Origin of the sequence: Nonomuraea sp. NPDC048916, from assembly GCF_040649575.1 — a bacterium.
Lineage (GTDB): Bacteria > Actinomycetota > Actinomycetes > Streptosporangiales > Streptosporangiaceae > Nonomuraea.
In genome coordinates, this window is the sequence record NZ_JBEZFS010000032.1 from 1 (window position 1) to 25,025 (window position 25,025).

Sequence of the window (25,025 nt, forward strand, 5' to 3'; positions counted from 1 at the left end):
GGTGCGTGACGCTTTGACGCTGGCGCCGCATATTCCGCTGATCCGGTTGGATGCCCGGTCCAAGGATTCGGTGAAGAGCGCGTTGATCAATCTGGTCGAGCACGCGCTGACCGTCCGGATGGCCGTACCAGGCTGGAGCGGCTAGCGAAGCGGATAGGCTGAGCGCAGACCTACTTTCGCTTCGAGGACTGGCCAACCACGTGTTCGAGACGCTATCCGACCGGCTGACATCGGTCTTCTCCTCCCTCCGATCCAAGGGTCGGCTGTCCGACGCCGACATCGACGCAACCACCCGCGAGATCCGCATCGCGCTCCTCGAGGCCGATGTCGCGCTGCCGGTGGTCAAGGCATTCGTCGCCCAGGTCAAGGAACGCGCCCGCGGCGCCGAGGTCTCCCAGGCGCTCAACCCGGCGCAGCAGGTCGTCAAGATCGTCAATGACGAGCTGATCCAGATCCTCGGTGGCGAGACACGCAGGCTCCGCTACGCCAAGACGCCCCCGACGGTCATCATGCTCGCGGGCCTGCAAGGCGCCGGCAAGACCACGCTGGCGGGCAAGCTGGCCAAGTGGCTGCGCGAGCAGGGCCACACGCCGATGCTCGTCGCCGCCGACCTCCAGCGGCCCAACGCCGTGCAGCAGCTCCAGGTCGTGGGCGAGCGCGCCCAGGTCGCCGTCTACGCCCCCCAGCCGGGCAACGGCGTCGGCGACCCGGTCGAGGTCGCCCGCCGCTCGATCGACGAGGCCAAGCGCCAGCAGTACGACATCGTCGTCATCGACACCGCCGGCCGCCTGGGCATTGACCAGGAGATGATGCGCCAGGCCGCCGACATCCGCGACGCGGTCTCGCCCGACGAGGTCCTGTTCGTGGTCGACGCCATGATCGGCCAGGACGCCGTGACCACGGCCCAGGCCTTCATGGAGGGCGTCGGCTTCGACGGCGTCGTGCTCACCAAGCTCGACGGCGACGCCCGGGGTGGCGCCGCCCTGTCGGTCAGGCACATCACCGGCCGGCCGATCATGTTCGCGTCGACCGGCGAGAAGCTGGAAGACTTCGACGCCTTCCACCCCGACCGGATGGCCTCCCGCATCCTCGACATGGGTGACATCCTCACCCTGATCGAGCAGGCCCAGAAGACGTTCGACGAGGAGCAGGCCGCCAAGATGGCGGGCAAGCTCACCTCGGGCGAGAGCTTCACGCTCGAGGACTTCCTCGAGCAGATGATGATGGTCCAGAAGATGGGGCCGATCAAAAACCTGCTCGGCATGATGCCCGGCATGGGGCAGATGCGCGACCAGCTCAACTCCATCGACGACCGCGACCTCGACCGCATCGCCGCCATCATCCGGTCGATGACGCCCGCCGAGCGGCAAGACCCCAAGATCATCAACGGCTCGCGGCGGGCGCGCATCGCGGCCGGCTCCGGCGTGACGGTCACTGCGGTCAACAACCTGGTCACCCGCTTCTTCGAGGCCCAGAAGATGATGAAGCGGATGGCCGGCGGGATGGGGATTCCCGGCATGCCGGGCGGGCGCGGCAAGGCGACCAAGGCTCAGAAGAAGGGCAAGAAGGGTCGCCGGGTGAGCGGAGACCCCCGCAAGGCGGCCCTGGGCAAGGCGTCCTCCGCCTCCGAGGAGACCGAGTCCGCGCCCAAGCAGGGCGGGGTGCTCGGCAACCTCGGCGGCAAGCTGCCGCCGGGCATGCAGCTCCCGCCCGGCTTCGACCCCTCCAAGCTCAACCTTCCCGGGCCCAAGTAGCCTCCGGGCCGTCCCCGGCGGGGGTCGCGCGGACGTGCGAGTCGCGTCGCTGACAGTGCCCGGCATCTGGCACAATGACATGTTGGAACATCGTGACCAGGTGGGTGCCCTCTCATCTCCCGCCGGTCACGCCTGTCCCTGGAGCGAGCATCCCGTCGCGCCCCACTCGATGAGGTGCCGCTCACCCGCGCTCGAATGCAGGAGAGACCACACCCGTGGCAGTCAAGATCAAGCTCAAGCGGCTCGGCATGATCCGCAACGCTCAATACCGCATCGTCATCGCCGACAGCCGCACCAAGCGTGACGGCCGGGCGATCGAAGAGATCGGCCTGTACCACCCGAAGGAAACCCCTTCGCGCATCGAGATCAACGCCGAGCGCGCGGCCTACTGGCTGGGTGTCGGCGCGCAGCCGACCGAGCCGGTGCTCAAGCTGCTCAAGCTCACCGGCGACTGGCAGAAGTACAAGGGCGAGCCCGCCCCTGCTCCGATGAAGGTCGCCGAGCCGGCGCCCGACCGTCACGCCGTCTACGAGGCCGCGGCCAAGGAGGCGCTGTCCGGTGGCGACACCGGCACGGCCGCCACCACGCCCAGGAAGCCGGCCAAGAAGAAGGACGAGGCAGAGGCTCCCGCCGAGACCCAGGCCGAGGGCGAGGCCTGACGTGCTCGAGGAGGCTCTCGAGCACCTCGTTAAGGGCATCGTCGAACATCCAGACGATGTCCGGGTCCGCGCTCGCCGCATTCGCAGCGGGCGCGTCCTGGAGGTCCGGGTGCACCCCGAGGACCTGGGCAAGGTCATCGGTCGCGGCGGGCGCACCGCCAAGGCGCTGCGCACTGTCGTGAACGCCCTGGCCGACGGGAAGTACGTGAGGGTCGACCTGCTCGACCTGCACGAAGCAGTCCGTTAGCGTCAGGTAATCGCGCCCTCATCGGTTTCCTCCGATGGGGGCGCTTGCGCTTAGAGAAGGTAGGTTCACGTGCAGCTGGTCGTCGGCCGGATCGGCCGCCCCCACGGGGTCCGCGGAGAAGTGACCGTGGAGGTGCGCACCGACGATCCCGAGCTGCGCTTCGCCGTCGGGGCGTCCATCGAGACCGACCCAACCGACAGGGGGCCGCTCGTCGTCGAGAGCCGCCGCTGGCACAAGAACATGCTGCTGCTCGCCTTCACCGGGATCACCGACCGCGGCGCCGCCGACGAGCTACGCGGCACCATGCTGGTCATCGACTCGGCCCAGGTGACCCCGTCCGACGACCCCGACGAGTTCCACGACCACCAGCTGATCGGGCTCACGGTCGAGACCGCCTCCGGCGAGACCGTCGGCGAGGTCACCGACGTGCTCCACCACGGCCAGGACCTCCTCGTCGTACGACGCGGCGGCCAGGACGACGCGCTCATCCCATTCGTCAAGCCTCTCGTGCCCGAAGTCGACCTGGAGGGCGGCAGGCTCGTGGTCACACCGCCCGAGGGGCTGCTGTGACGGGCGCCTCCGAGGGCGGGATGCGGCTCGACATCATCTCGATCTTCCCCGAATACTTCACCCCGCTCGAGGTCTCGCTGATCGGCAAGGCCCGCGAGCGCGGCATCCTCGACGTCCGGCTGCACCAGTTGCGCGACTGGGCCCATGACGTGCACAAGACCGTCGACGACACCCCCTATGGCGGGGGTCCCGGCATGGTCATGAAGCCCGAGGTGTGGGGCGCGGCCATCGACTCGGTGACCGGGGACGGCGCGCCCCGGATGATCGTGCCCACGCCGAGCGGCAGGCCGTTCACGCAGGAGCTCGCCCAGCAACTCGCGGCCGAGCCCTGGCTGCTGTTCGCGTGCGGCCGCTACGAGGGCATCGACTCGCGCGTCATGCTCGAATACGGCGCGCGGCTGCGGGTCGACGAGGTGAGCATCGGCGACTACGTGCTGGCCGGCGGTGAGGCGGCGGTGCTGGTGATGGTGGAAGCCGTCGGCAGGCTGTTGCCCGGAGTACTGGGCAACGTCCACTCGGCCGTCGACGACTCGTTCGCTCCGGGCGCCATGCGCAACCTGCTCGAAGGCCCCGTCTACACCAAGCCGCCGGTCTGGCGCGGACACGAGGTGCCGGCCGTGCTCCTGTCCGGGCACCACGGCAAGGTCGCCAGGTGGCGCAGGGACGAGGCGCTGCGCCGCACCGTCGCCAACCGGCCCGAGCTGGCGGCGGCGATCGACCCCGAGACGCTCGACAAGCGTGACCGCGAGCTCCTCGACGAGCTCTCGTTTCGCTTCGGGCCGGAAGATATGGCAAACTGAAGCGCTGCCAACCGTCTTGCGGTTGGTCTGTCATGCCTGGGAAACGATCCCGGGTTCATCACATCAGCAGGCGCGTCCGCCACGAGCTCTGGCCGGGTGGACCTCCGCGTGCTCGCGAGACTTTGAGGAACATCTCTCATGCACACGAAGATCCAGGAGCTCGAGAAGGCGACCCTGCGCAGCGATGTGCCGGACTTCCGCCCCGGCGACACGCTCGAGGTTCACGTCCGCGTCGTCGAAGGCAACCGCTCCCGCGTCCAGGTGTTCAAGGGCTTCGTGCTCCGCCGTCAGGGCAGTGGCGCGCGCGAGACCTTCACGGTCCGCAAGGTCAGCTACAGCGTCGGCGTCGAGCGCACCTTCCCGGTGCACAGCCCGATCATCGAGAAGATCGTGCTCGTGACTCGCGGTGACGTGCGCCGCGCCAAGCTCTACTACATGCGTGACCTGCGCGGCAAGGCCGCTCGCATCCGCGAGAAGCGCGAGACGACGCCCGCCAAGTAGCCACTGCGCGGCCGGCGGCCGGGCCGCCGTGATCCGCGGGCCGGGATTACTGGACGGTCCTTTACACAGGTGCAGGGTTCGCCGAATGACCCGCGCGAGGCGCGGGTCATTCGGCTTTGCTGGGGCGTTTCCTTTATGTGGAGCGACTCGGGCGCGGGTGTAACGTCGGTCGAGGCTTGTCGGGCCGGTGCATCATCTAGGCTCGTCAGCGATGACTAGCGAGAGCCAGGAGTACGGCGCGGCGCGCCGCCCTGCCAAGGACGAGGTGGACGTGGTCGCCGAAGAGACTCAGAAGCCAGCCAAGGGCGACAAGAAGGACAAGAAGGGGTCGTTCTGGAAGGAACTTCCCGTCTTGGTAGTCGTGGCGCTGGTGCTGGCGCTGATCATCAAGACCTTCGTGATCCAGGCCTTCTACATCCCGTCCGAGTCGATGGAGAACACTCTCCTCAAGAACGACCGAGTCCTGGTCAACAAGCTGGTCTACCACACGCGTGACATCGAGCGCGGCGACGTGGTGGTCTTCTCCGGCGTCGACTCCTGGGACGGAGAGTTCCAGCTGGAGGAGCCGTCCAACCCGATCGCGGCGTTCTTCCGCTGGGTCGGCACCGCGTTCGGCGTGGTGCCCGGCGAGAAGGACTACATCAAGCGGGTCATCGGCGTCGGCGGCGACCATGTCAAGTGCTGCGACTCCAAAGGGCGCATCACGATCAACGGGGTCCCCATCGACGAGGGAAGCTATCTCTACCCGGGCAACGATCCGTCCGACAGGTTCTTCGACATCAAGGTGCCCGAGGGGCGGCTCTGGGTGATGGGCGACCACCGTCTGGTCTCCCTCGACTCGCGGGCCCACCAGGGTGATCCCGGTGGCGGCTCGATCCCCGAGAGCCAGGTCATCGGCCGGGCGTTCGTGATCGTCTGGCCGTTCTCCCGGGCGGGCACGCTGCCCATCCCCGACACGTTCGCGCAGCCGGCCCTGCAGGCACTCGGCGGTTCGGTCCCGCTGGTCGCCGGGTTCGCGCTGGCCGTACCCTTGGTCCTGGTTCGTCGGCGTCTGCTCGACAAGAGGCGTTGATGGCCGACACCAAGAAGGCGGAGGCAGTGCAGGAGAAGAAGAAAAAGGGCACCTTCCGCGAGACGGTTCTCCTGCTCGTGCTCGGTGTGGGCATCGCCCTGGTGCTGCAGCAGTTCGTGGTCGGGTCGTTCTATATCCCGTCCGAGTCGATGGAGAACACCCTGCAGATCAACGATCGGGTGTTCGTCAACAAGCTCGCGGGCAAGCCGGAGCGCGGTGACATCGTCGTGTTCAAGGGGTGGAACGGCGAAGACACCATCAAGCGGGTCATTGGCATCGGCGGTGACAAGGTCGTCTGCTGCGACTCCAAGCGGCGGATCACGGTCAACGGCACACCGCTGGAGGAGGCGTCCTACCTCTATCCCGATGACTATCCGTCCCGCGACAAGTTCAAGCTGACCGTGCCCGCGGGCAAGCTCTGGCTGATGGGCGACCACCGCAGCGCCTCGGCCGACTCGCGCAGCCACATGCAGGAGCCCGGCGGCGGCTTCATCTCCGAGGACGTGGTGGTGGGCAAGGCGGTCCTGCGCTACTGGCCGCTGTCGCGCGGGTTGATCTTCACCCAGCCCGACACCTTCGACAAGGTCAAGTAGGTGCGCTTTCGGTCGCGGTTTGCGGTGATTGGGGCGTACGCTGCCTCTTGTCATGACAGTTGTGTTCCGCCCTCGACCGAGCGTCGTCCGGCGCGATTCCGGACTCTACGCCTATGAGCGAGCCCTGGCCCGCCGAGGCCTGACCCCGATCGCGGGCGTAGACGAGGCAGGCCGGGGGGCCTGCGCCGGTCCGCTGGTCGTCGCCGCGGTCGTCCTGCGCAGGCGGATCGACGGGCTCGGCGACTCGAAGTTGCTCCCGCCCCCCGTACGAGAGCGGCTCTACGAGCAGATCGTTCAGTCGGCGGACATCGGCATGGTGATCATCCCGCCGGAGGAGATCGACGCCAGAGGCCTGCACAAGAGCAACGTTTCCGGAATGCGACGCGCGGTGGCGCGGTTGTCCTGTGACCCTGGGTACATCCTCACGGATGGCTTCCCGGTGCCGGGGTTGCCGGCTCCGTCGCTGGCGGTGTGGAAGGGGGATCAGGTGGCAGCGTGCATGGCCGCGGCGTCGATCGTGGCTAAGGTGACCAGGGATCGGCTGATGGTTTCGCTGGACGCCGAATTTCCCTCCTACGGGTTCGCCGACCATAAGGGGTATGTCACGCCAAACCACCGCCTGGCGCTGGCGACGTACGGCCCGTGCTCGCACCACCGATACTCGTTCGTCACGGTGGCAAGGGAGATGGGCGAGAATGAAATGGGGGCCGGGGTTGCCTGATCGGGCGAACCGGGGGACCGGTACGACAGGAGGACCGCGATGAGCGCAGAGGATCTCGAAAAGTACGAAACCGAGATGGAGCTGCAGCTTTACCGCGAATACCGCGATGTCGTCGGGCTGTTTACGTATGTCGTGGAGACGGAGCGGCGCTTCTACCTGACCAATTCCGTAGACCTCGATGTCCGCACCGCGGAAAACGGTGACGTGTTCTTCGACGTGAAGATGCAGGACGCCTGGGTGTGGGACATGTACCGACCGGCGCGGTTCGTGAAGAACGTCCGCGTGGTCACATTCAAGGACGTCAACGTGGAAGAGCTGGCCAAGGCCGATCTGGAGATGCCCAAGGAGGGGTTCTCGGGCTCCTGAGGCATGGTTTGCCCGTTCGCCGGTTTTGAGGTGGGTGCGCGAGCTTTCGTCTGGGGCCGTCTGCCGCGTGGACGTAGTCGTGGGCGAAACTTCGCCTCCCGCCTCCGGGCGTTTTCCCGGCTCCCGTTTCGCGATCCGGGGCGCGCGCGAGTCGCGGCGGGCCCGACCCCGACCGGTGACCCCGACGGGTGAGGTCGTGCGCTCTGGTCACACCCGGTCCCTTGCAGTTCCCACGCCCGGTTCCGTGTTGTGTTTGCAGGCCCCGGGTTCTGGGTCGTGTTCGCGACAGGTCGTGGTTCGTACTCGTGCGCCCGGGCTGTGGGTTCTGGTGAGCGGCCGCGAGAAAGCACTTGAACATTAAGCCAGGTGTCGTCATGAGGTCCGGTGTGGTGTGGCATCGGAGTATCCACAGGTTGGCGCCTCGGGTGCCGGTCATCCACAGAATGGCGTTCGGCGCGAAAAGGGTCGCCGCGGGTGCGGGAAGGTCGTGCCCGGAGGTGCTACATGGCCGCGAGGAACGAGCTCGGCAAGCACGGCGAGCAGCTAGCCGTCGACTATCTCAAGTCCGAGGGCATGACGATCATTGAGCGCAACTGGCGCTGTCGTCACGGTGAGATCGACATCATCGCCGAAGACGGTCCCACGCTGGTTGTGGTGGAGGTGAAGACCAGGTCGGGCCGCTCCCACGGCACAGCTCTGGAGTCGGTGCAACCGGTCAAACTGGCCAGGCTGCGGCTGCTGGCCGCCAAATGGCTGACAGGTCAGCCCCGCGCCTTCCCCGCGGTCAGAGTCGACGTGATCGCCCTGGAGCGCTTCGCGGGCGACTACTCCCTGCGCCACGTCCGGGGGGCGTTCTAGATGGCGGTGGCACGCACCCGTAGCGTGGCCCTGGCCGGCGTGACCGGACGCATCGTCGAGGTCGAGGCCGACGTGGGCAACGGCCTGGCCGGCATCCACCTCATCGGCCTGCCCGACACCGCCCTGAGCGAGGCCCGCGAGCGCGTCAGGTCGGCGGTGGTCAACAGTCGCTATCCCTGGCCCGATGCCCGCATCACCGTGAGCCTCTTCCCGGCGAGCCAGCCCAAGCGTGGAAGCCAGTTCGATCTCGCCATCGCGGTCGCCATCTTGGGGGCGGCGGGCATGGTTCCGGCCGACCGCATCGCCGAACCGTTCTTCCTGGGTGAGCTCGGTCTCGACGGACGGCTCAGGCCGGTTCGTGGCGTGCTCCCGTCCGTGCTGAGCGCGGCTGGATACGGCGACATCACCGTGGTGATCCCGTCGGCCAACGCGACGGAGGCGGCCCTGGTGCCCGGCGTGAAGGTGGTGCCCATGGCCGACCTGCGTCAGCTCGTTGAGTGGCTGCGCACCGGAGACGAGCCGCCCGAGCTCGACGCCCACCACCCCAAGGAACCGCCGCCGTCGATCATCCGCCCTGCGGTCGATCTGTCCGACGTGGTCGGTCAGCCGGTGGCGCGTCGCGCGCTGGAGATCTGCGCGGCCGGCGGACACAACCTCTGGATGCTCGGCCCGCCCGGCACGGGCAAGACCCTCCTGGCCGAACGCCTGCCGACCCTCCTGCCCGATCTCGAGCTCGACCACGCGCTCGAGGTGACGGCCATCCACTCCGTCGCGGGGATCCTTCCGCTCGACAGTCCCATGATGAGCAGACCGCCGTTCGTCGCCCCGCACCACACGGCCACGGTGGCGGCCATCACCGGCGGCGGCAGCGGCGTCGTGCGGCCTGGCGCGGTGTCCCTCGCCCACCGGGGCGTCCTCTTCATGGACGAGGCTCCCGAGTTCCCCCGTCACGTGCTCGACTCGCTGCGCCAGCCGCTGGAGTCCGGGCACGTGACGGTGTCGCGGGCGGCTGGCTCGGTCACGTTCCCCGCGCGGTTCGTGCTGGTGCTCGCCGCCAACCCCTGCCCTTGCGCCCAGCCCCAGGACCAGAGTGAGAGCTGCCAGTGCACGCCCACCATCAGGCGCCGCTACCTGGGCAGGCTCTCCGGCCCCCTTCTGGACCGCGTCGACATGAAGGTCACCGTGGCCCGCTCGTCCAGACGCGAGCTGATGGCCGATCGCCAGTTCGTCGAGTCGAGCGAGACCGTGGCCCTGCGTGTCCTCGCCGCCAGGGAGCGAGCCGCAAAACGCCTGTCCGCCACTCCCTGGCGGACGAACGCCGAGATCCCGTCCGCCGCTCTCCACGCCGACTTCCGCCCATCCGGCCAGGCGATGAGACCGCTGACGGCCTGCCTCGATTCGGGCACCCTCAGTGCCCGTGGCCTCGACCGCGTGATCAGAGTCGCCTGGACACTCGCCGACCTGGCCGGCAAGGACCAGCCTCAGCACGACGAGACCGGGATGGCCCTCGCCCTCTGGCTGGGAATGAACACATGATCATCACAACCGCGCGCCCACACCCGCCCCTCTTCGTCCGGGAGCCGCGATGAGCAGCACCGAACTGGAGGCCAGGGCCGCTCTCATGCGAGCCGCCGACGCCGGTGACACGACCATGGGCCGCCTCGTGGCCCGCTGCGGCGCGTCCGGTGCCGTCGAAGCGATCGTCAGCGAGGCCCTCCCGCCCGACTTCGTCGCCGAGGAAGGACGGCAGGAACGTCCCTCCAAACTCGATCAACGGCTCCGCGTCTGGCACGACCGCCTTCTGGCGGCGGATCCCGCGGCCGATCTCGCCGCCGGCGTGAGGGCAGGAGCCAGGCTCGTCGTGCCGGGGAGCCCCGAATGGCCGACCCAGCTCGACCAACTGGGCGCCGGCCGCCCGTTGGGGCTGTGGCTCCATGGTTCGGCCGACCTGCGCTTCTCCTGCCTGCGCTCCGTGGCGGTGGTCGGGGCCAGGTCCGCCACCGCCTACGGCGTACATGTGGCGGCGGAGTTCGGCGTCGGTCTCAGCGAGGCGGGATGGACCGTGGTCTCAGGCGGTGCGTTCGGCATCGACGGCGCGGCCCACCGGGGAGCCCTGGCATCGGATTCTCCTACGGTGGTGGTGCTCGCCTGTGGGGTCGACATCGCCTACCCGAGCGCACACCACTCCCTGTTCGCCGCCGCCCGTGAGCAAGGAGTGGTGATCAGCGAATGCCCGCCGGGAGTCCATCCCACCCGCGCACGCTTCCTCATCCGAAACCGCCTGATCGCCGCCCTGTCACGAGGCACGATCGTCGTGGAGGCGGCACTGCGCAGCGGCGCCCTCAACACGGCCTCCCACGCCCTGGGGCTGAACCGCCACCTGGCCGTGGTGCCGGGACCGATCACGTCCGAGGTGTCCGCCGGGTGCCACCGGCTGCTACGCGAGCGCAAGGCCACCTGTGTCACCAGTCCCGAGGAGATGATCGACCTGGTGGGTGTGATCGGCGATGACCTGGCCCCACATCCTCGTTGCCCAGCCGTCCCACGCGACATGCTGAACGAGTCCACCCGAAAGGTCCTCGACGCCATTCCCAGTCGAGGCGGCGCCGGTCCCGCCTCGATCGCGCTGTCGGCCGGTGTCTCCTTGGACACCGCCCTGAGCTTGCTCGGCGGTCTGGCGGCTGCCGGTTACATCGAACGGGTGGAGAAAGGCTGGCGCCTTCGCAAAACGGTGCCCACCTCCTACCAGAGGGCCGACGCCCTGCCTGATCCCGTCGACTCATCAGGCGCCGACACCTTCGACGAACCGGCCCTCTTCCCGATCAGTTCCCATGACGGGTGATGTGTTCCCGATCAGCTCCCATGAGTGCCATCTCCAATCAGTGCGTGCGGGTCGGCAGTGGCATCTCCGATCAGCACGCATAGGGAGGCGTCTGCCTGCTTCCGATCACCCAGGTGGAGGCATGCGATCAACTGCGGAGTGAGGGCGCCCTGCTGTTCGAACGGTGGCCTACGCGTGCGGAGGATGAGGCGTTCTGCAAGCATTGTGAACCGTGTTAAAATTTGTTCAGCTGTGGTTGACATTGGTGGTGGGTGCGTCGAATCAAGTGACTTGATCCGCTTCATCAGGGTTGACCCAGGCCAAGCGTCACCATCCAGGCGGGCGCAGCCGCGTACAGTCTCGACGTTCGTCTTTAAGGGCGCTGCCCTGAGGGGTTCAGTCCCGTTTCGAGCAACGCTGTGCTGGTTCGACGAAGAGAGCGCGGCTTTGTGCCCTGCGAGACCGGTGGGTTCACCGTGTACCACGCGATCGGGCTCGACAGCGGGCGCAGACGCGCCCTCGTTAGGGCGTCATATGACGGGTCTCGGCACAATTTCCACGATCATTCCGCGTTAGTCGATGCAGGCTCCATCTATGGACATCAACGATTTTCCCCGTCAGATCGCCCGCACTCAGCGGTTCTCCCTGGGCGTTCCGCGCGCCTTCACCTTGTCCCCCGATGGGCGGCGGGCGCTCTTTCTCCGCACGCGCGGAGGCGAGGACCGTACGAGTTGCCTGTGGCTGCTGGACGAAGACCAGGAGCGGCTGCTGGTCGCCCCCGAGACACTCGGTGCGGCGGAATCCGTGCCCGAGGCGGAGAGGATCCGCAGGGAGCGGGCGCGTGAGCGGGCAACGGGCGTGGTCGCCTACGCGGCCGATGCCGACCTGCGCACCGCGTTCTTCGCCGTGGACGGCCGGCTGTGGGCGGTGGACACGGACGGGGGCGATCCCCGGCTCGTGCCCACGGCCGGGCCGGTGATCGACCCCCGTCCCGACCCCACGGGCAGCCGGGTCGCGTACGTGACAGGCGGTGCCCTGCATGTGGTGGAACTCGCCGACGGCCACGACCGGTTGCTCGCCTCGCCGGACAAGCCTGAGGTGGTCTGGGGCCTCGCCGAGCACGTGGCGGCCGAGTCCATGGGCCGGATGCGCGGCTACTGGTGGTCACCGGACGGCGCCCGGCTGCTGGCCGCCAGAGTGGACACGACTCCGGTGCAGCGCTGGTGGATCGCCGATCCGGCCAACCCGTCCCGGCCGCCCAGCGAGATCGCCTACCCGGCCGCCGGCACCGCCAACGCCGACGTTTCGCTGCACGTGCTGGGGCTTGACGGGGGAGCCGTGGAGCTCGGCTGGGATCGGAGCGCGTACGAATACGTGGCTACCGCGGGCTGGGACGCGCACGGTCCGCTGGTCAGCGTTCAGAGCCGCGATCAGCGCACGCTGCTGGTGCTGGCGGCCGATCCGGACACGGGTGAGACGACCCTCCTTCGCGAGCAGCGCGATCCCGCCTGGGTGGAACTGATCGCGGGCACTCCCGTGCGTACGGCGTCGGGCGCGCTCGTGCACACCGGAGACACCGGCGACACGCGGCGGTTGCTGGTGGCCGGCCGGCCGGTCACGCCGGAAGGGCTGCAGATCCGTGAGGTCCTGGACGTGACGGGCGAATCAGTGCTCTTCACCGCCAACGACGAGCCCACCGAGAAACACCTGTGGGTCTACGATCCGGAGCACGGACCGGTCAGGCTGAGTGAGGGGCCCGGCCTGCACACCGGCTACCGCGCGGGCGGCACGCTGTTGATCGCCTCGCACACCGAGGATGGACACACCTTCCGCGTGTCGAGGACCGGGCGGGCCGATGCCGGCATTGCCACTCTCACCGAGACCGGTCACACCATCGGAGTGTCGCCGAGCGGGCGGGTCCAGGCGGAGGTCGCGTCGCTGGACATGAAGCCCCTGCTCGTCCCGCGCATCACCTGGTTGCGGGCGGGGGATCGGGAGATCCGTACGGCATTGCTGTTGCCGTCCTGGCACCGGCCCGGTGGCGATCCGCTGCCGGTGTTGATGGCCCCCTACGCCGGACCGTCCATGCTGCTGGCGATCCGGGCCCGGCACTGGTGGCTGTGCGAGGCGCAGTGGTTCGCCGAGTCAGGATTCGCGGTAGTGGTCGCGGATGGGCGCGGCACTCCGGGACGCGGGCCCGTCTGGGAGAAGGCGGTGCGCGGGGACACGCTCACCGCGCCGCTGGAAGACCAGGTGACGGCACTCCATGCGGCCGCCGAACACTGCCCCGAACTCGACCTGGGCCGGGTGGGCATTCGCGGCTGGAGCTACGGTGGCACGCTCGCCGCGGCCGCGGTGCTTCGGATGCCGGAGGTCTTCCACGCCGGAGTCTCGGGCGCGGCACCGAGTGACCAGCGGCTGTACGACACCCACTGGAAGGAGCGCTTCCTCGGTCACCCGGACGAGGAGCCGGAGAACTACGAGCACTCCTCGCCGATCGGCGACGCGGCCCGGCTGCGCCGCCCGCTGCTGCTGGTGCACGGCCTGGCTGACGACAACGTGGTGGCCGCGCACACACTCCGGATGTCGGCCGCGCTCCTCGCGGCGGGCCGTCCGCATCAGGTGCTTCCGCTGTCCGGGGCCACCCACATGCCGACGGCCGAAGCCGCCGTCGAGGGCCTGCTCCGACACCAGCTGCGGTTCCTGTGCGAGGCGTTGAAGGTCCCCGAGGCCGCTTCGGCCTGACCGAAGCCCCATACCCGACCAAACCCTTGTTCGGCCACGAGCCTGTATCCGACCAAGCCCCGTGGCCGAACACGAACCCGCATCCGACGACCCGCATCCGACAACCCGCATCCGACGATCCGCGGCCGGGCGGCGCTCGCCGCCGTTCGGCCGTGGTCACCGCGGATTTCCACGCGGCTGGATGTGCCTCCACGCTGTGGGTGTTGAGATGAGGCGGGTAGATGGGAACCGTGTGCGTCGTGAAATGAGCGGGCGGGAGGAACTCGTGGACGAGGGGCGGCTGGAGGTGGACGAGGTGGTGGCTGAGTTCGGCCGGTACCTGCGGTTCGAGCGTGATCTGTCGCCGCACACCGTGCGGGCCTACCTGTCCGATGTCGCCGCCCTGGTCGACCATCTGGATGGACGACTCGAAGGCCTGGATATCGGGGCCTTGCGGGAATGGCTGGCGGACCAGCATGCCGAGGGTAAGGCGAGGGCGACGCTGGCGCGGAGAACCGCCTGCGTTCGCACGTTCACGGCCTACTGCCACCGCCGGGGCTGGCTGCCCGATGATCCCGGATTGCTGCTGGGGAGCGCCAAGGCACCTCGGCCGCTGCCCAGCGTGCTGGATCAGGAGCAGGCTCAGGCCGTACTCGACGCGCCGACGACAGGGGAGCCCAAGGAACTGAGGGATCAGGCGATCCTGGAGCTGTTGTACGCGACGGGCGTGCGGGTGAGCGAGCTGTGCGCGCTCGACGTCGACGAGGTGGATCGGGATCGTCATGTCATCCGGGTCCTCGGTAAGGGGCGTAAGGAAAGATCTGTGCCGTTCGGGCTGCCTGCTCTGCGGGCGTTGGACAGGTGGTGCGTGCACGGGCGTCCGCTGTGGATACGGCCGAGGTCGGGAGCGGCGTTGTTCCTCGGAACGCGGGGCGGGCGGATCGACGCGGGCACGGTGCGGCGCGTGGTGCATGCCCGGTTGAGGCAGGTGGAGGGGGCGCCCGATATGGGGCCGCACGGGTTGCGCCACACCGCGGCGACCCATCTGCTGGAAGGGGGCGCCGATCTGCGGACTGTCCAGGAACTGCTCGGGCACGCGTCGCTCAACACCACGCAGATCTACACCCACGTCTCGATCGAACGGCTCCGGGCCGCCTACCGGCAGGCTCATCCCAGGGCCTGAACGTGCGCGGCGACCGTCGACGAGACGGCTGACGTCAGGTGGGCTTGGCGTGGGGCGGGACTCTTGGCGTGGGGCGGGACTGACGTGGCCTGGTGCCGGGCGGGATCTGGCGTCAGCTGGGACCGGCGGCGGACGGAACTGGGAGCCGAGGGAAAGGTCAGGTAGGTCGGCACTGGAATGGGGGAAGGGTCAGGCAGGTCGGCGTGATCGTGGGCGGCCGCGTCTCGCGGGTGACCGTCTGCGTGGGCCCTTGCGGTGCTGGCCTCTTGCTGGGGCGGGCCTGCTTCTTCGGGGGCGCCGGTGCAGGTGAAGCAGTGTGATGAGGAGCAGGCTGCTGAAGAACGCGGCGATTCCGATGGCCGGAGCCGCCGGTGTCGTGGTCGCCGAGATTGGCAGGAAATGCGGGACCGCCTCGGTTGGAGAACCCTGGGGCGAGTGCGATGCGGGTGTGGGCTGTCTGGATGCCGATGTGGCAGTAGGCGTGGAATGTGGCGTGGTGGCTCCGGCTTGGGTCTGCCGTATGACTGATCTCGCGTCGCCGAGTTGCGCCGCTGGTGGGGTGGCGTTCAATGCCGTCGTGGCCGTCGTGGCCGTCGTGGCCGTCGTGGCCGTCGTGGCCGTCGTGGGTGCGGGGGGTGGGGGCGGCAGCCCAGGGACTGTCACGTCCCAGAAGGGCAGGAGGCGGACGTGGGCTTGGCCCAGCAGAAGGAGCGGGTCAAGGTAGCGAGGCGGGCGCAGGAGGCCCCAGTGCAGGCAGGGCTCCTGGCAGTGACCCGGTGAGTCCTCGATGATGCCGAGCGGGTCTCCCGGGGCGACGCGCTGGCCCTGTCGTACGGAGGCCTCGACCGGAAGATAAGTGGTGCGCAGGCCGCTGGGGTGGTCGATCGAGACCACTCCCCGGCCTGCGAGGGGGCCGGCGTAGTGCACGATGCCCGCGCCCGCGGCCAGGACAGGGGTGGAGGGTGGAGCGGCCAGGTCGATGCCGCGGTGCCCGGCAAGCCAGGGAGCGGGTGGTGGGGTGAAGCCGCGCAGGACGCGCGGCTCGCTCTCCAGTGGCCAGCGCCAGGCAGGGCCGTCGGATGTCGCGTCTGTGGTGCGGTTGGGTGTCGCCGGCTGCGCCTGGATGAGCTTGACCGGCTCCGCCGTGCCGGCTGTGGCCGGGCTCGCGCGGACCAGACATGCGCCGGTCACGAGGCCGATCAGGACGAGCGCTCTGGCTACCGAAGCCATGAGACGACGACGCCGTGTCGCTGGAGTGCGCGAATGCGGGGAGGCGGGTGGTTGAGGTGTGGCCATGCCGGGAGTTTGCAGAGGGGCCACGAGGGCTGGATGAGGTGAACGAAATTCTGTTGATAAAGGTGGTGCGAGTCGGTGAGCCTGTGGATAACTGCTCGCATCGTGGCGTTGGCAGGGTTCGGGAGGCGCGAAGATGGAGCTACGCGGGGATCGGCTGGTGCTGCGAGACACGGCGGATGATGATGTGGCGCGGCTGCGGGAGATCGCGGAGGCGCCCGATGTGGCCAAGTGGTGGGGACCTGTCGACGAGTTCGATGACATGCTCGCCATCACGCTCGATGGTGAAGTGATCGGGGCGATCCAGTACGAAGAGATCGACGATCCGATGTATCGCAGCGCGGGGATCGACATCTTTCTCGGGCCGGCGTGGCATGGGCGCGGATACGGGCAGGAGGCGATCCGCGTCCTGGCGCGGTGGTTGATCGGGGAGCGGGGGCATCACCGGTTGACGATCGATCCGGCGGCGCACAACGAGGTGGCGATCAGGGCGTACGAGCGGGTGGGGTTCCGGCGGGTGGGGATCATGCGGGCCTACGAGCGCGATCCGGTGACGAAGCGGTTTCACGACGGGTTGTTGATGGATTTGCTGGCGGACGAGGTGAATTGACACCTTCTTCGCTCCGAAAGGGAGTGCTCCCTGCTAGGCCGTGACGCGGGCGCTCTGGAGCGAGTTCTGGGGCGCACGGTGTTCATGCGGTGCGTCGCGGGTGACCGAGTCAGCTCGCCGGCACTGCAGGTGGCGGGTTCGAGTGGCGAGGGCGTAGGGGAGAGACCCAGATCCAGATCGTGCTGAGGGCGATGCCGACCGCGGAGACGAGGATGACGGGACGGATTCCGACGAGCTCGGCCAGCAGGCCGCCCGCCAGGCTGCCGAGGGCCAGCACTCCCTGCACCGCGAACGTCATGGTGGCATTGACACGGCCGCGGAGTTCGGGAGAGGCCTCGCGCAGGATGATCGCTCCCATGCAGGTGGCGAAGGCGACCACGATGCCGCCCGTGATCGTGCCCGTGATGGCGAGCGCGGTGAGTTTCCACCAGAGCGGGCCGGTGAGCAGCCCCACCGCGAGGATTTCGATCGGGAAGAACAACACGGAGAAGAGGAGCACGCGGTTCTCGCCGTATCTCTTGGCCATGCGGGCTGTGACCCAGGCGCCGAGCAGGCCGCCGACGCCGCTGAGCGCGATGAGGACGCCGATCATGCCCTTGGGGATTTCAAGCGTGTTGATCATGTAAAGCATGTAGACGGCCGTGTAGGACATGGCGAAGAAGTTGATCGTGACGCCTGCACCCAGGAGTGCGCGTAACACGGGATGGGTGGTGCTGGCCCGGAGCCCTTCGACCACGTCGCGCCACATGCCGCGAGAGGGTTCCGGCTCGTTGCGCTCCGGGGTGCGGATGGAGCGCAGCAGCAGTGCCGACGCCAGGAACGACAGTGCCTCGGCCAGCACGGCGATCGGGGCTGTGAGGAGCTGCACCAGAAGGCCGGCCAGACCCGGGCCTCCGACGGATGCGACGGAGTACGACGCCTGGAATCCGGCCATGGCCTCGGTTCGCTGACTGGGGGCGACGACCGAGGCTATGTGAGGGAAGTTCGCGGCTCGGAACAGCACGCCGGCCGTGCCGATGACCAGGGCGACGATGATCAGCCAGATGACGTTCAGCGCGCCGAACAACCAACCCAGCGGCACAGTCAGGGCCGCGGCGCACGAGACCAACTCGCAGGCGATCATGGTCGGGCGATGCCGGGTGAGCCGGTCCGCGATCGCGCCCGACTGCAGGCCGAACAGCAGGGCCGGTGCGAAGGCCGCCGCGGTGAGCAGGCCCATCTCGGACGGGGAGGCGGTCAGCAAGGTAACGGCGGTGAGGGGGACTGCCAGCTTGGACACTTCCGACCCGGTGATCGAAATGGTCCGCGCGGTCCAGAGCAGGCGGTAATCGTGCTGCTTCCGAAGGGGCAACGGGGACGTCTCCTGAGTCCCGGCTTCGCCGGGACTTGATTTTGCTCTGGTTGGAGGCGTCTCGGATTCGTCCAGGATCCGATCGGTTCGATCGGTTCGATCAAGCCCGTCAGTCCGATCGGGTCCGTTGGCTCCGGCGGCGGCAGTGAGGGCGGTGGTTCCGGGAGGAGACGAGGTGCTCCGGTTGGAGGTCCGGCGCCAATCGTGAAATGTTCGCTTCATAAGCATGAAAGTAATCCTTCAGAGTTGTGAAGGCAATACTTCATATCGAATACGAGTACCTTGGGCACATGACGCAGGAGAGGGAGAGCCTCAACGACCCCAAGGCGATGCGGGCCTTGGCGCACCCTGCGCGGTTGGCGATCCTGAACAGGCTCAGCGTGGGAGGAAGTGCCACGGCCACCGAGGTCGCCGAAATCGCCGGCATCACCCCCAGCGCCGCCAGCTATCACCTGCGCATGCTCGCCAAATACGGCTTTGTGGAGGACGCCCCGGCTCGTGGGGACGGCAGAGAGCGCCTGTGGAAGGCCACGGACAAGCCCCTCATGATCGGGGTGCTGCCCGACGACCGGCCGGAAGTGCGTGAGGCCAAGGACCTGCTGATCCAGGCGTTCCGAAGGGAGGCGGAAGAAGAGGCGCAGCGTGCCTTGACCGGCTACGACCAGGAGTCGCAGGAATGGCGTGACGTGATCCGCTTCAACCGCACCCTCCTCAGGGTCGACGCCGCCGAGATGGCGCGGCTCAACGAGGAGATCGAGAAGCTGCTTCAGCCGTACATCGCCCGTTATCGCAGTGCGGAAGCCGCGCCGAGCGGCGCCCGGATCGCCGAGGCGCAGGTCAATCTCTTCCCGCACGTGGAGAGGATCGTGCCGGGTCTGCCCACCGAGGACCACGACGCCGGTTGAACCGTGCCTCCCGGGACACGCGGCTTGACGGCCCCAGTCCGAGGCGTTCGGGTCCGCGGCCTTCCGGTCCGGCACTTCCGGAATGGTGTGTCAGGAACGGTGTGTCCGGGGTGGTCGTCCGGGACAACGCGTCCGGGACAACGCGTCCGGAACAGTGTGTAGGACCGGCGAGTCCGGGTGGCCCGTCCAGGCGGTGTGCCTGGAGGGCGCGCCCGAGTGGTGCGTCCGGAACGGTGTGGCCGGGACAGCGTGTCCGGAACGGTGGGTCTGGGTGGATGGGCGTGGGTTGGGTGTGGATCGTCTGGACGAGTTGTGGCCCGCCTGGACAAAGCGTGGAAGGCGGGTCGGACCGAGGCGGTCAGGCCGGGGCGGCGTGGGAGGTAGACTTTTCGATGGCCTGTCACCACAGGCCGACTTCGCATGCCCCGTCGCGGACCGCCCCTTCGGTCCGGGTCAATGGCCCGGCTGGAGCGGTTCGGGGCATCAGGGCGGCAGCAACGGCTGCCGCGACACAACCGAGAATCGCGCCCGCAGGGCGCCCAGACCTGGAGGACCAGCACATGGCCCCCGTCGTCACCATGCGACAGCTGCTCGAGAGCGGCGTTCACTTCGGTCACCAGACTCGGCGCTGGAACCCGAAGATGAAGCGCTTCATCTTCACCGAGCGCAACGGCATCTACATCATCGACCTGCAGAAGTCGCTGTCCTACATCGACCGCGCCTACGACTTCGTCAAGGAGACCGTCGCCCACGGCGGCACGATCCTGTTCATCGGCACGAAGAAGCAGGCTCAGGAAGCGATCTCCGAGCAGGCGGCCCGCGTCGGCATGCCGTACGTCAACCAGCGCTGGCTGGGCGGCATGCTCACCAACTTCTCCACCGTGCACAAGAGGCTCCAGCGCCTGAAGGAGCTCGAGGAGCTCGACTTCGACAACGTCGCCGCCTCGGGGCTCACCAAGAAGGAGCTCCTCATGCGCCGGCGTGAGAAGGACAAGCTGGAGCGCACGCTCGGCGGCATCCGCGACATGGGCCGCGTGCCCAGCGCCGTGTGGATCGTCGACACCAAGAAGGAGCACATCGCGATCAGTGAGGCCAAGAAGCTTGGCATCCCGGTCGTCGCGATCCTCGACACCAACTGCGACCCCGACGAGGTCGACTACCCGATCCCCGGCAACGACGACGCCATCCGCGCCGTCGGCCTGCTGACCAGGGTCGTCGCCGACGGTGTCGCCGCCGGCCTGATGGCCCGCTCGGGCGCCGCCCGCGGTGACGAGAAGCCCGCTGCCGCCGAGCCGCTGGCCGAGTGGGAGCGCGAGCTCATCGAGCAGGGCACGGGCGAGCGCGCGCCTGAGGCCGCCGCGCCTGAGGCCGCCGCGCCTGAGGCGGCTCCCGTGGTCGAGGTCGTGGCCGAGGAGGCCGTGGCCGAGGCTCCCGCCGAAGCCGTCGCAGAGGCGTCGGCTGCCGAGGCACCCGCCGAGGGTGAGTCCGAGCAGCAGGCCTGACGGCCCGGGCCGGTCGAAAACCGCCAAGCCCGAACCGCTGAGCCCGAACCCCGCGCCCGAACCACCGTGCCACGGTCTGGTGAGGGCCGCTCGCGAGGGTTCGGGCCGGCGGCCACAGGCTCGGGGCAGTCGGACCGAGCAGGCCGAAGCTCCCGTACGGTAAGCGTCGGCCGTTTGACCCGAGGGTGGGCGCCGGATCCCGGTGCCCACCCGATCCACGACGAAATCCCACAAGGAAAAAGCATGGCTTCCGTGAACATGGCCGACGTCAAGCGGCTTCGCGAGATCACCGCTGCCGGCATGATGGACTGCAAGAAGGCACTCGAGGAGTCCAGCGGCGACTTCGACCGCGCCATCGAGCTGCTGCGCCTCAAGGGCGCCAAGGACGTGGGCAAGCGCGAGGCGCGCACGGCCTCCAACGGCCTGGTCGCGCTCAAGCAGGACGGCGACTCCGCCGCCGCGCTGCTCGAGCTCAACTGCGAGACCGACTTCGTGGCCAAGGGCGAGCGCTTCCAGGAGCTGGCCGGGCAGGTCGTCGCCCACGTGCTGGCGACCAAGCCGGCCGACGTGTCGACGCTGCTCGACTCCTCCTTCGACGGTAAGACCGTCAAGGAGCACCTCGACATCGCCAACGCCGCGCTGGGCGAGAAGATCGAGATCCGCCGTTTCGCGGTGATCGAGGGCGGTTACATCGGCGCCTACATGCACCGCACCGACCCGGCGCTGCCGCCGGCCGTCGGCGTGCTCGTGCAGCTCGACAAGCCCAACGCCGACGTGGCCAAGGACGTCGCGCAGCACGCCGCGGCGATGGCCCCGCAGTACCTCAACCCCGCGGCCGTCCCCGGCGACGTGGTCGAGAAGGAGCGCAAGCTCTTCGAGGAGATGACCCGCGAAGAGGGTAAGCCCGAGGCCGCCATCGGCAAGATCGTCGAAGGCCGGGTCAAGGGCTGGTACAAGGACTTCACCCTTCTCGAGCAGGCTTTCGTCAAGGACAACAAGAAGAGCGTGGGCAAGTACGCCGCGGAGAACGGTGTCGAGGTCCTTGCCTTTGTTCGTTACAAGGTGGGTCAGGCTTAGGCTTGAGCAAGCTTCCAGCCCAACACACCGTCTAGAAGGAGGCCGCCGCCGTGCAGGAGAACCAGGAGCCAGCTGCGTCGGCGGCTTCTTCACATCCGGATCCGCCGCAGAGTCCTCTGCGGTGGAAAAGGGTGATGCTGAAGCTGTCGGGCGAGGCGTTCGCGGGTAGCGAGCCGCTGGGGATCGACCCTCTGGTGGTCGATCACCTGGCCGACTCCATCGCCGAGGCGGTGCGTGAGGGCGTGCAGGTCGCCGTCGTGGTCGGCGGGGGCAACATGTTCCGTGGCGCCGCGCTGTCCGAGCAGGGCATCGACCGGGCGCGTGCCGACTACATGGGCATGCTCGGCACGGTCATCAACTGCCTGGCGCTGCAGGACTTCCTGGAGAGACGTGGCGTCGAGACCAGGGTCCAGACCGCCATCACGATGCAGCAGGTCGCCGAGCCGTTCCTGCCCCGCCGGGCGATCAGGCACCTGGAGAAGGGGCGCGTGGTCATCTTCGGTGCGGGGCTCGGCTCGCCGTTCTTCTCCACCGACACGGCCGCGTCCCAGCGCGCGCTGGAGATCGGTGCCGAGGCGCTGCTCAAGGGCACCCAGGTGGACGGCGTGTACGACTCCGATCCGCGCAAGAACCCCGACGCGGTGCGGTTCGACCACCTCGACTACGGCGAGGTGCTGATCCGCGACCTGCAGGTCATGGACGCCACCGCGATCAGCCTGTGCAAGGACAACGACCTGCCGATCGTCGTCTTCGACCTGATGGGTGAGGGCAACATCTTGCGCGCGGTGCGCGGTGAGAAAATCGGCACGCTGGTGAGCCCCGCAGGCAAATAGGGAGCGAGCCCGATCGCCAGCCAGTAGACAGGGAGCCGCTGTGATCGACGAAACCCTCCTCGAAGCCGAGGACAAGATGGACAAGGCCGTGTCGGTCGCGAAGGAGGACTTCGCGGCCATCCGTACGGGCCGAGTCACCCCCTCGATGTTCAACAAGATCAACGCCGAATACTACGGTTCGCCGACTCCGATCCAGCAGTTGGCCTCGTTCCACGTGCCCGAGGCCCGCATGGTCATCATCCAGCCCTATGACAAGAGCTCGATGGCCGCGATCGAGAAGGCGATCCGCGACTCGGATCTGGGCGTCAACCCCGGCAACGACGGCGCGGTGATCCGGGTGGCGTTCCCCGAGCTGTCGGAGGAACGCCGCAGGGAGTACATCAAGGTCGCCAGGAACAAGGGCGAGCACGCGAAGGTGTCCGTGCGCAACATTCGCCGCACCGCCAAGGAGATCCTCGACAAGATGATCAAGGATGGCGACGCGGGCGAGGACGAGGTCCGGCGCGCCGAGAAGGAGCTCGACGACATCACCCAGAAGCACGTCGCCAAGATCGACGAGCTGCTCAAGCACAAGGAAGCCGAGCTGCTCGAGGTCTGAGCGGCCCGCCGCACGGCCCTCGCCTGATGGCGGGGGCCGTGGCATATGGAGAAACGCTGTGGAAGAACGTACGGCCGGCACCGGCCCGGGTGGCGGCGGCCGTTCCGGACGCAACCTGCCCGCCGCGATCGCGGTGGGCGTGGGGCTGGGCGCACTGGTCATCGGCCCGCTCTACACGATCAAGGAGTTGTTCCTCCTTGTGGTCGTGGTGGCTGTGGGCATCGGCGCGCTGGAGCTGATCCGGGCGTTCGCGACCCGTGGCATCCGGGTGCCGGCTCTGCCCGTGCTGGGCGGGCTGGCGGTCATGCAGGCCGGAGCCTACTGGGGTGGTCCGGTCTGGCTGCTCGGCACGTTCGTGGCGTTCGTGTTCGTGTCGCTGATCTGGCGGATGTTCGGCGAGGGCACGAGCGGCTATGTTCGCGACGCGTCGGCCTCGGTCTTCATCCTGGTGTATCCGGCGTTGCTGGCGGGGTTCGTGGGGCTGCTGCTGGCGCCCGAAGACGGCCGTGACCGCGTCGTCATCTTCATCGCGGTCACCGTGGCCAGCGACATCGGCGGCTACGTGGCGGGCGTACTGTTCGGCAGGCACAAAATGACGGTGATCAGCCCGAAGAAGACCTGGGAAGGGCTCGCCGGGTCGGTCATCGGCAGCACGGCCGTCGGCGCCTGGCTGGTCGTGTGGCTGATGGGCGGTGAGATCTGGCAGGGTGCGCTGATCGGCGCGCTCGCCGCGCTGCTGGCGACCGTGGGAGACCTGATCGAGTCGATGATCAAACGCGATCTCGACATCAAGGACCTGGGCTCGATCCTGCCCGGCCACGGTGGTTTGATGGACCGGCTCGACTCGCTGGTGACCACGCTGGTGCCGGTCTGGGTGCTAATGGCGTTGTTCTTCTAGCTCCTCGGCCGTGATGGGCGTCAGCCACAGCCACCGTACGGCCTCACCCCCGAACCCGAATCCCGACATTTCAGGCATGTCGTGGGGGGCGGCCAGCATGAGAACCCCCGAATACCCTGGCCCCAACGGGAACGTGGACGGGTCGTGATACCACTTCGCGGTGTGCCCGTGGCCGAGCCAGGTGACTGAGTGCCAGGGATACTGCGACAGCCACACCAGCAGCAGCGCCGCGTCGCGAGGGTCGGCGCGGGTGGCCACGGCCAGCTCGATCCGGGCGTAGGCGCCGGGTTTGTCGAGCCACTGCTCGACCGTGGGCATCCGCTGGCAGCTCATGCCGACCGTGGACAGCACGGTGAAGTCGCGGCCCTGGCGCGGCGGGCGTTCGGTGATGCCGACGGTCGGCAGCCGCTCGCCGCTCGCGTCCCAGTATCTGGCCGCCGGTCCGAGCACCCGGTCGAGGTGTCCCATGACGAACTGCTGGAACGACGGCCACGCGCCCTCGCCCTGGCGCCAGCGCCAGTAGGACCGGGCGTTGGAGATGCGCGGCGCGAGCCCTTCGAGCGCCTCGGACAGCGCCCAGGCGAACGGCGACTCGCCCACGGCGTCGCGCGCGTAGCCGGGCATGCCCCTGCTCATGTCGGCCCAGCCCGGGATCACGGCCAGCAGGTCGTCGTCCTCGTAGACGGCGACTCCGTCGCCTTCCTCGAACCAGAGCGCCGTCAGCCCGCCGAGCGGCCGGCGCCCATCGGGGTGTGTCGTGTTGGGCCTGGGCATGAGCGGCGGGCGGCCCGAGTTGACCCGGACCAGATCGACCGCCGGGGGAGCGGGACGGTGGTTGGCCAGCCACACCGCGCCGTGCACGGTGCCGTCGGGCGCGCACAGGTAGGCCACCGAGGCGTCCTCGTCACGCTCGATCACGAGCGTCCGGCTACCGTAGGGGTTGCCGACGGTGAGGACGACCTCGGTCTGCCCCTCGCCAGACGCGGACCGGAAAATCGCCATACGTGATGACTGTAGAGCCGTGGACGACCCCCGTGCGAGCCGGATCGCCACCGGGAGCTCCGTGATGGAATGACACTTCCGGGCCGG

General features: G+C 68.3%; 25 protein-coding genes and 1 pseudogene. 23 read left to right on the forward strand and 3 right to left on the reverse strand.

The genetic code is table 11. The features are described 5' to 3' along the window. From AB0C16_RS29330 to AB0C16_RS29405, 16 genes and pseudogenes are all read left to right on the forward strand, one after another. Window positions 1-145, forward strand: a pseudogene (locus AB0C16_RS29330) (ATP-binding protein); the annotation flags it as partial. Window positions 146-200: 55 nt separating this feature from the next. Beyond that, window positions 201-1,754 (forward strand): signal recognition particle protein, encoded by a 1,554-nt coding sequence (gene ffh, locus AB0C16_RS29335; RefSeq protein ID WP_357687389.1) that lies wholly within the window; start codon window positions 201-203, stop codon window positions 1,752-1,754. Window positions 1,755-1,969: 215 nt separating this feature from the next. Then, window positions 1,970-2,413: a 30S ribosomal protein S16 gene (rpsP, locus tag AB0C16_RS29340; RefSeq protein ID WP_357687391.1), complete on the forward strand. Its 444-nt coding sequence runs from the start codon at window positions 1,970-1,972 to the stop codon at window positions 2,411-2,413. Between the two features lies 1 nt (window position 2,414). Continuing rightward, window positions 2,415-2,660 carry an RNA-binding protein gene (locus AB0C16_RS29345; RefSeq protein WP_043634919.1) on the forward strand — a complete coding sequence of 82 codons (246 nt, stop codon included), beginning with the start codon at window positions 2,415-2,417 and terminating at the stop codon, window positions 2,658-2,660. Window positions 2,661-2,729: 69 nt separating this feature from the next. Further along, a complete protein-coding gene (gene rimM / locus AB0C16_RS29350; RefSeq protein WP_357687393.1) occupies window positions 2,730-3,230 on the forward strand; it encodes a ribosome maturation factor RimM in 501 nt (166 codons plus the stop codon). A gap of 20 nt (window positions 3,231-3,250) precedes the next feature. After that, window positions 3,251-4,030, forward strand: a complete 780-nt coding sequence (gene trmD / locus AB0C16_RS29355) for a tRNA (guanosine(37)-N1)-methyltransferase TrmD (protein ID WP_357687517.1) — start codon at window positions 3,251-3,253, stop codon at window positions 4,028-4,030. A 138-nt stretch (window positions 4,031-4,168) separates the two neighbouring features. After that, a complete protein-coding gene (gene rplS / locus AB0C16_RS29360) occupies window positions 4,169-4,531 on the forward strand; it encodes a 50S ribosomal protein L19 (protein WP_357687395.1) in 363 nt (120 codons plus the stop codon). Between the two features lie 211 nt (window positions 4,532-4,742). Next, a complete protein-coding gene (gene lepB, locus AB0C16_RS29365; protein ID WP_357687397.1) occupies window positions 4,743-5,603 on the forward strand; it encodes a signal peptidase I in 861 nt (286 codons plus the stop codon). Further along, a complete protein-coding gene (gene lepB, locus AB0C16_RS29370; RefSeq protein ID WP_357687398.1) occupies window positions 5,603-6,196 on the forward strand; it encodes a signal peptidase I in 594 nt (197 codons plus the stop codon). Before lepB (AB0C16_RS29365) ends, lepB (AB0C16_RS29370) begins: the two co-directional genes overlap by 1 nt. A 52-nt stretch (window positions 6,197-6,248) precedes the next feature. Then, window positions 6,249-6,917, forward strand: coding sequence for a ribonuclease HII (locus AB0C16_RS29375; RefSeq protein WP_357687400.1), 669 nt, complete (start codon window positions 6,249-6,251; stop codon window positions 6,915-6,917). Window positions 6,918-6,956: 39 nt separating this feature from the next. Then, window positions 6,957-7,283 (forward strand): DUF2469 domain-containing protein, encoded by a 327-nt coding sequence (locus AB0C16_RS29380; RefSeq protein WP_189129180.1) that lies wholly within the window; start codon window positions 6,957-6,959, stop codon window positions 7,281-7,283. 504 nt (window positions 7,284-7,787) lie between these two features. Continuing rightward, on the forward strand, window positions 7,788-8,141 hold the full coding sequence (locus tag AB0C16_RS29385; RefSeq protein ID WP_357687402.1) for a YraN family protein: 354 nt from the start codon (window positions 7,788-7,790) through the stop codon (window positions 8,139-8,141). Next, complete coding sequence (locus AB0C16_RS29390) at window positions 8,142-9,677, forward strand: YifB family Mg chelatase-like AAA ATPase (protein ID WP_357687404.1); 1,536 nt, start codon at window positions 8,142-8,144, stop codon at window positions 9,675-9,677. Window positions 9,678-9,726: 49 nt separating this feature from the next. Next, a complete protein-coding gene (dprA, locus tag AB0C16_RS29395; RefSeq protein WP_357687405.1) occupies window positions 9,727-10,983 on the forward strand; it encodes a DNA-processing protein DprA in 1,257 nt (418 codons plus the stop codon). 573 nt (window positions 10,984-11,556) lie between these two features. Further along, a complete protein-coding gene (locus AB0C16_RS29400) occupies window positions 11,557-13,707 on the forward strand; it encodes a prolyl oligopeptidase family serine peptidase (RefSeq protein WP_357687407.1) in 2,151 nt (716 codons plus the stop codon). A 265-nt stretch (window positions 13,708-13,972) separates the two neighbouring features. Beyond that, complete coding sequence (locus AB0C16_RS29405) at window positions 13,973-14,869, forward strand: tyrosine recombinase XerC (protein ID WP_357687409.1); 897 nt, start codon at window positions 13,973-13,975, stop codon at window positions 14,867-14,869. 189 nt (window positions 14,870-15,058) lie between these two features. Here the strand turns inward: AB0C16_RS29405 and AB0C16_RS29410 are convergent, their stop codons facing one another. Then, window positions 15,059-16,435 (reverse strand): peptidoglycan DD-metalloendopeptidase family protein, encoded by a 1,377-nt coding sequence (locus AB0C16_RS29410; RefSeq protein ID WP_357687411.1) that lies wholly within the window; start codon window positions 16,433-16,435, stop codon window positions 15,059-15,061. On the opposite strand from AB0C16_RS29410, the gene AB0C16_RS29415 reads away from it, so the two are divergent. Next, window positions 16,323-16,772: a GNAT family protein gene (locus tag AB0C16_RS29415; RefSeq protein WP_357687413.1), complete on the forward strand. Its 450-nt coding sequence runs from the start codon at window positions 16,323-16,325 to the stop codon at window positions 16,770-16,772. The genes AB0C16_RS29410 and AB0C16_RS29415 overlap by 113 nt on opposite strands. A gap of 109 nt (window positions 16,773-16,881) precedes the next feature. On the opposite strand, the gene AB0C16_RS29420 is transcribed toward AB0C16_RS29415, so the two are convergent. Further along, window positions 16,882-18,123 carry an MFS transporter gene (locus AB0C16_RS29420; protein WP_357687415.1) on the reverse strand — a complete coding sequence of 414 codons (1,242 nt, stop codon included), beginning with the start codon at window positions 18,121-18,123 and terminating at the stop codon, window positions 16,882-16,884. A gap of 248 nt (window positions 18,124-18,371) precedes the next feature. Here AB0C16_RS29420 and AB0C16_RS29425 point away from each other — a divergent pair, with 248 nt between their 5' ends. From AB0C16_RS29425 to AB0C16_RS29450, 6 genes are all read left to right on the forward strand, one after another. After that, window positions 18,372-19,028 carry a winged helix-turn-helix domain-containing protein gene (locus AB0C16_RS29425; RefSeq protein WP_357687417.1) on the forward strand — a complete coding sequence of 219 codons (657 nt, stop codon included), beginning with the start codon at window positions 18,372-18,374 and terminating at the stop codon, window positions 19,026-19,028. 560 nt (window positions 19,029-19,588) lie between these two features. Beyond that, the gene (gene rpsB, locus AB0C16_RS29430) at window positions 19,589-20,530 is read left to right on the forward strand and encodes a 30S ribosomal protein S2 (RefSeq protein WP_357687419.1); all 942 of its coding nucleotides are present in this window, start codon (window positions 19,589-19,591) and stop codon (window positions 20,528-20,530) included. Window positions 20,531-20,773: 243 nt separating this feature from the next. Continuing rightward, window positions 20,774-21,607: a translation elongation factor Ts gene (gene tsf / locus AB0C16_RS29435; protein ID WP_357687421.1), complete on the forward strand. Its 834-nt coding sequence runs from the start codon at window positions 20,774-20,776 to the stop codon at window positions 21,605-21,607. 134 nt (window positions 21,608-21,741) lie between these two features. Next, a complete protein-coding gene (pyrH, locus tag AB0C16_RS29440; RefSeq protein ID WP_240197078.1) occupies window positions 21,742-22,440 on the forward strand; it encodes a UMP kinase in 699 nt (232 codons plus the stop codon). A 40-nt stretch (window positions 22,441-22,480) separates the two neighbouring features. Beyond that, complete coding sequence (frr, locus tag AB0C16_RS29445) at window positions 22,481-23,038, forward strand: ribosome recycling factor (protein ID WP_357687423.1); 558 nt, start codon at window positions 22,481-22,483, stop codon at window positions 23,036-23,038. Window positions 23,039-23,096: 58 nt separating this feature from the next. Then, on the forward strand, window positions 23,097-23,936 hold the full coding sequence (locus tag AB0C16_RS29450; RefSeq protein WP_357687425.1) for a phosphatidate cytidylyltransferase: 840 nt from the start codon (window positions 23,097-23,099) through the stop codon (window positions 23,934-23,936). Here AB0C16_RS29450 and AB0C16_RS29455 read toward each other — a convergent pair. After that, window positions 23,916-24,938: a suppressor of fused domain protein gene (locus AB0C16_RS29455; protein WP_357687427.1), complete on the reverse strand. Its 1,023-nt coding sequence runs from the start codon at window positions 24,936-24,938 to the stop codon at window positions 23,916-23,918. The genes AB0C16_RS29450 and AB0C16_RS29455 overlap by 21 nt on opposite strands. Between the last annotated feature and the right edge of the window lie 87 nt (window positions 24,939-25,025).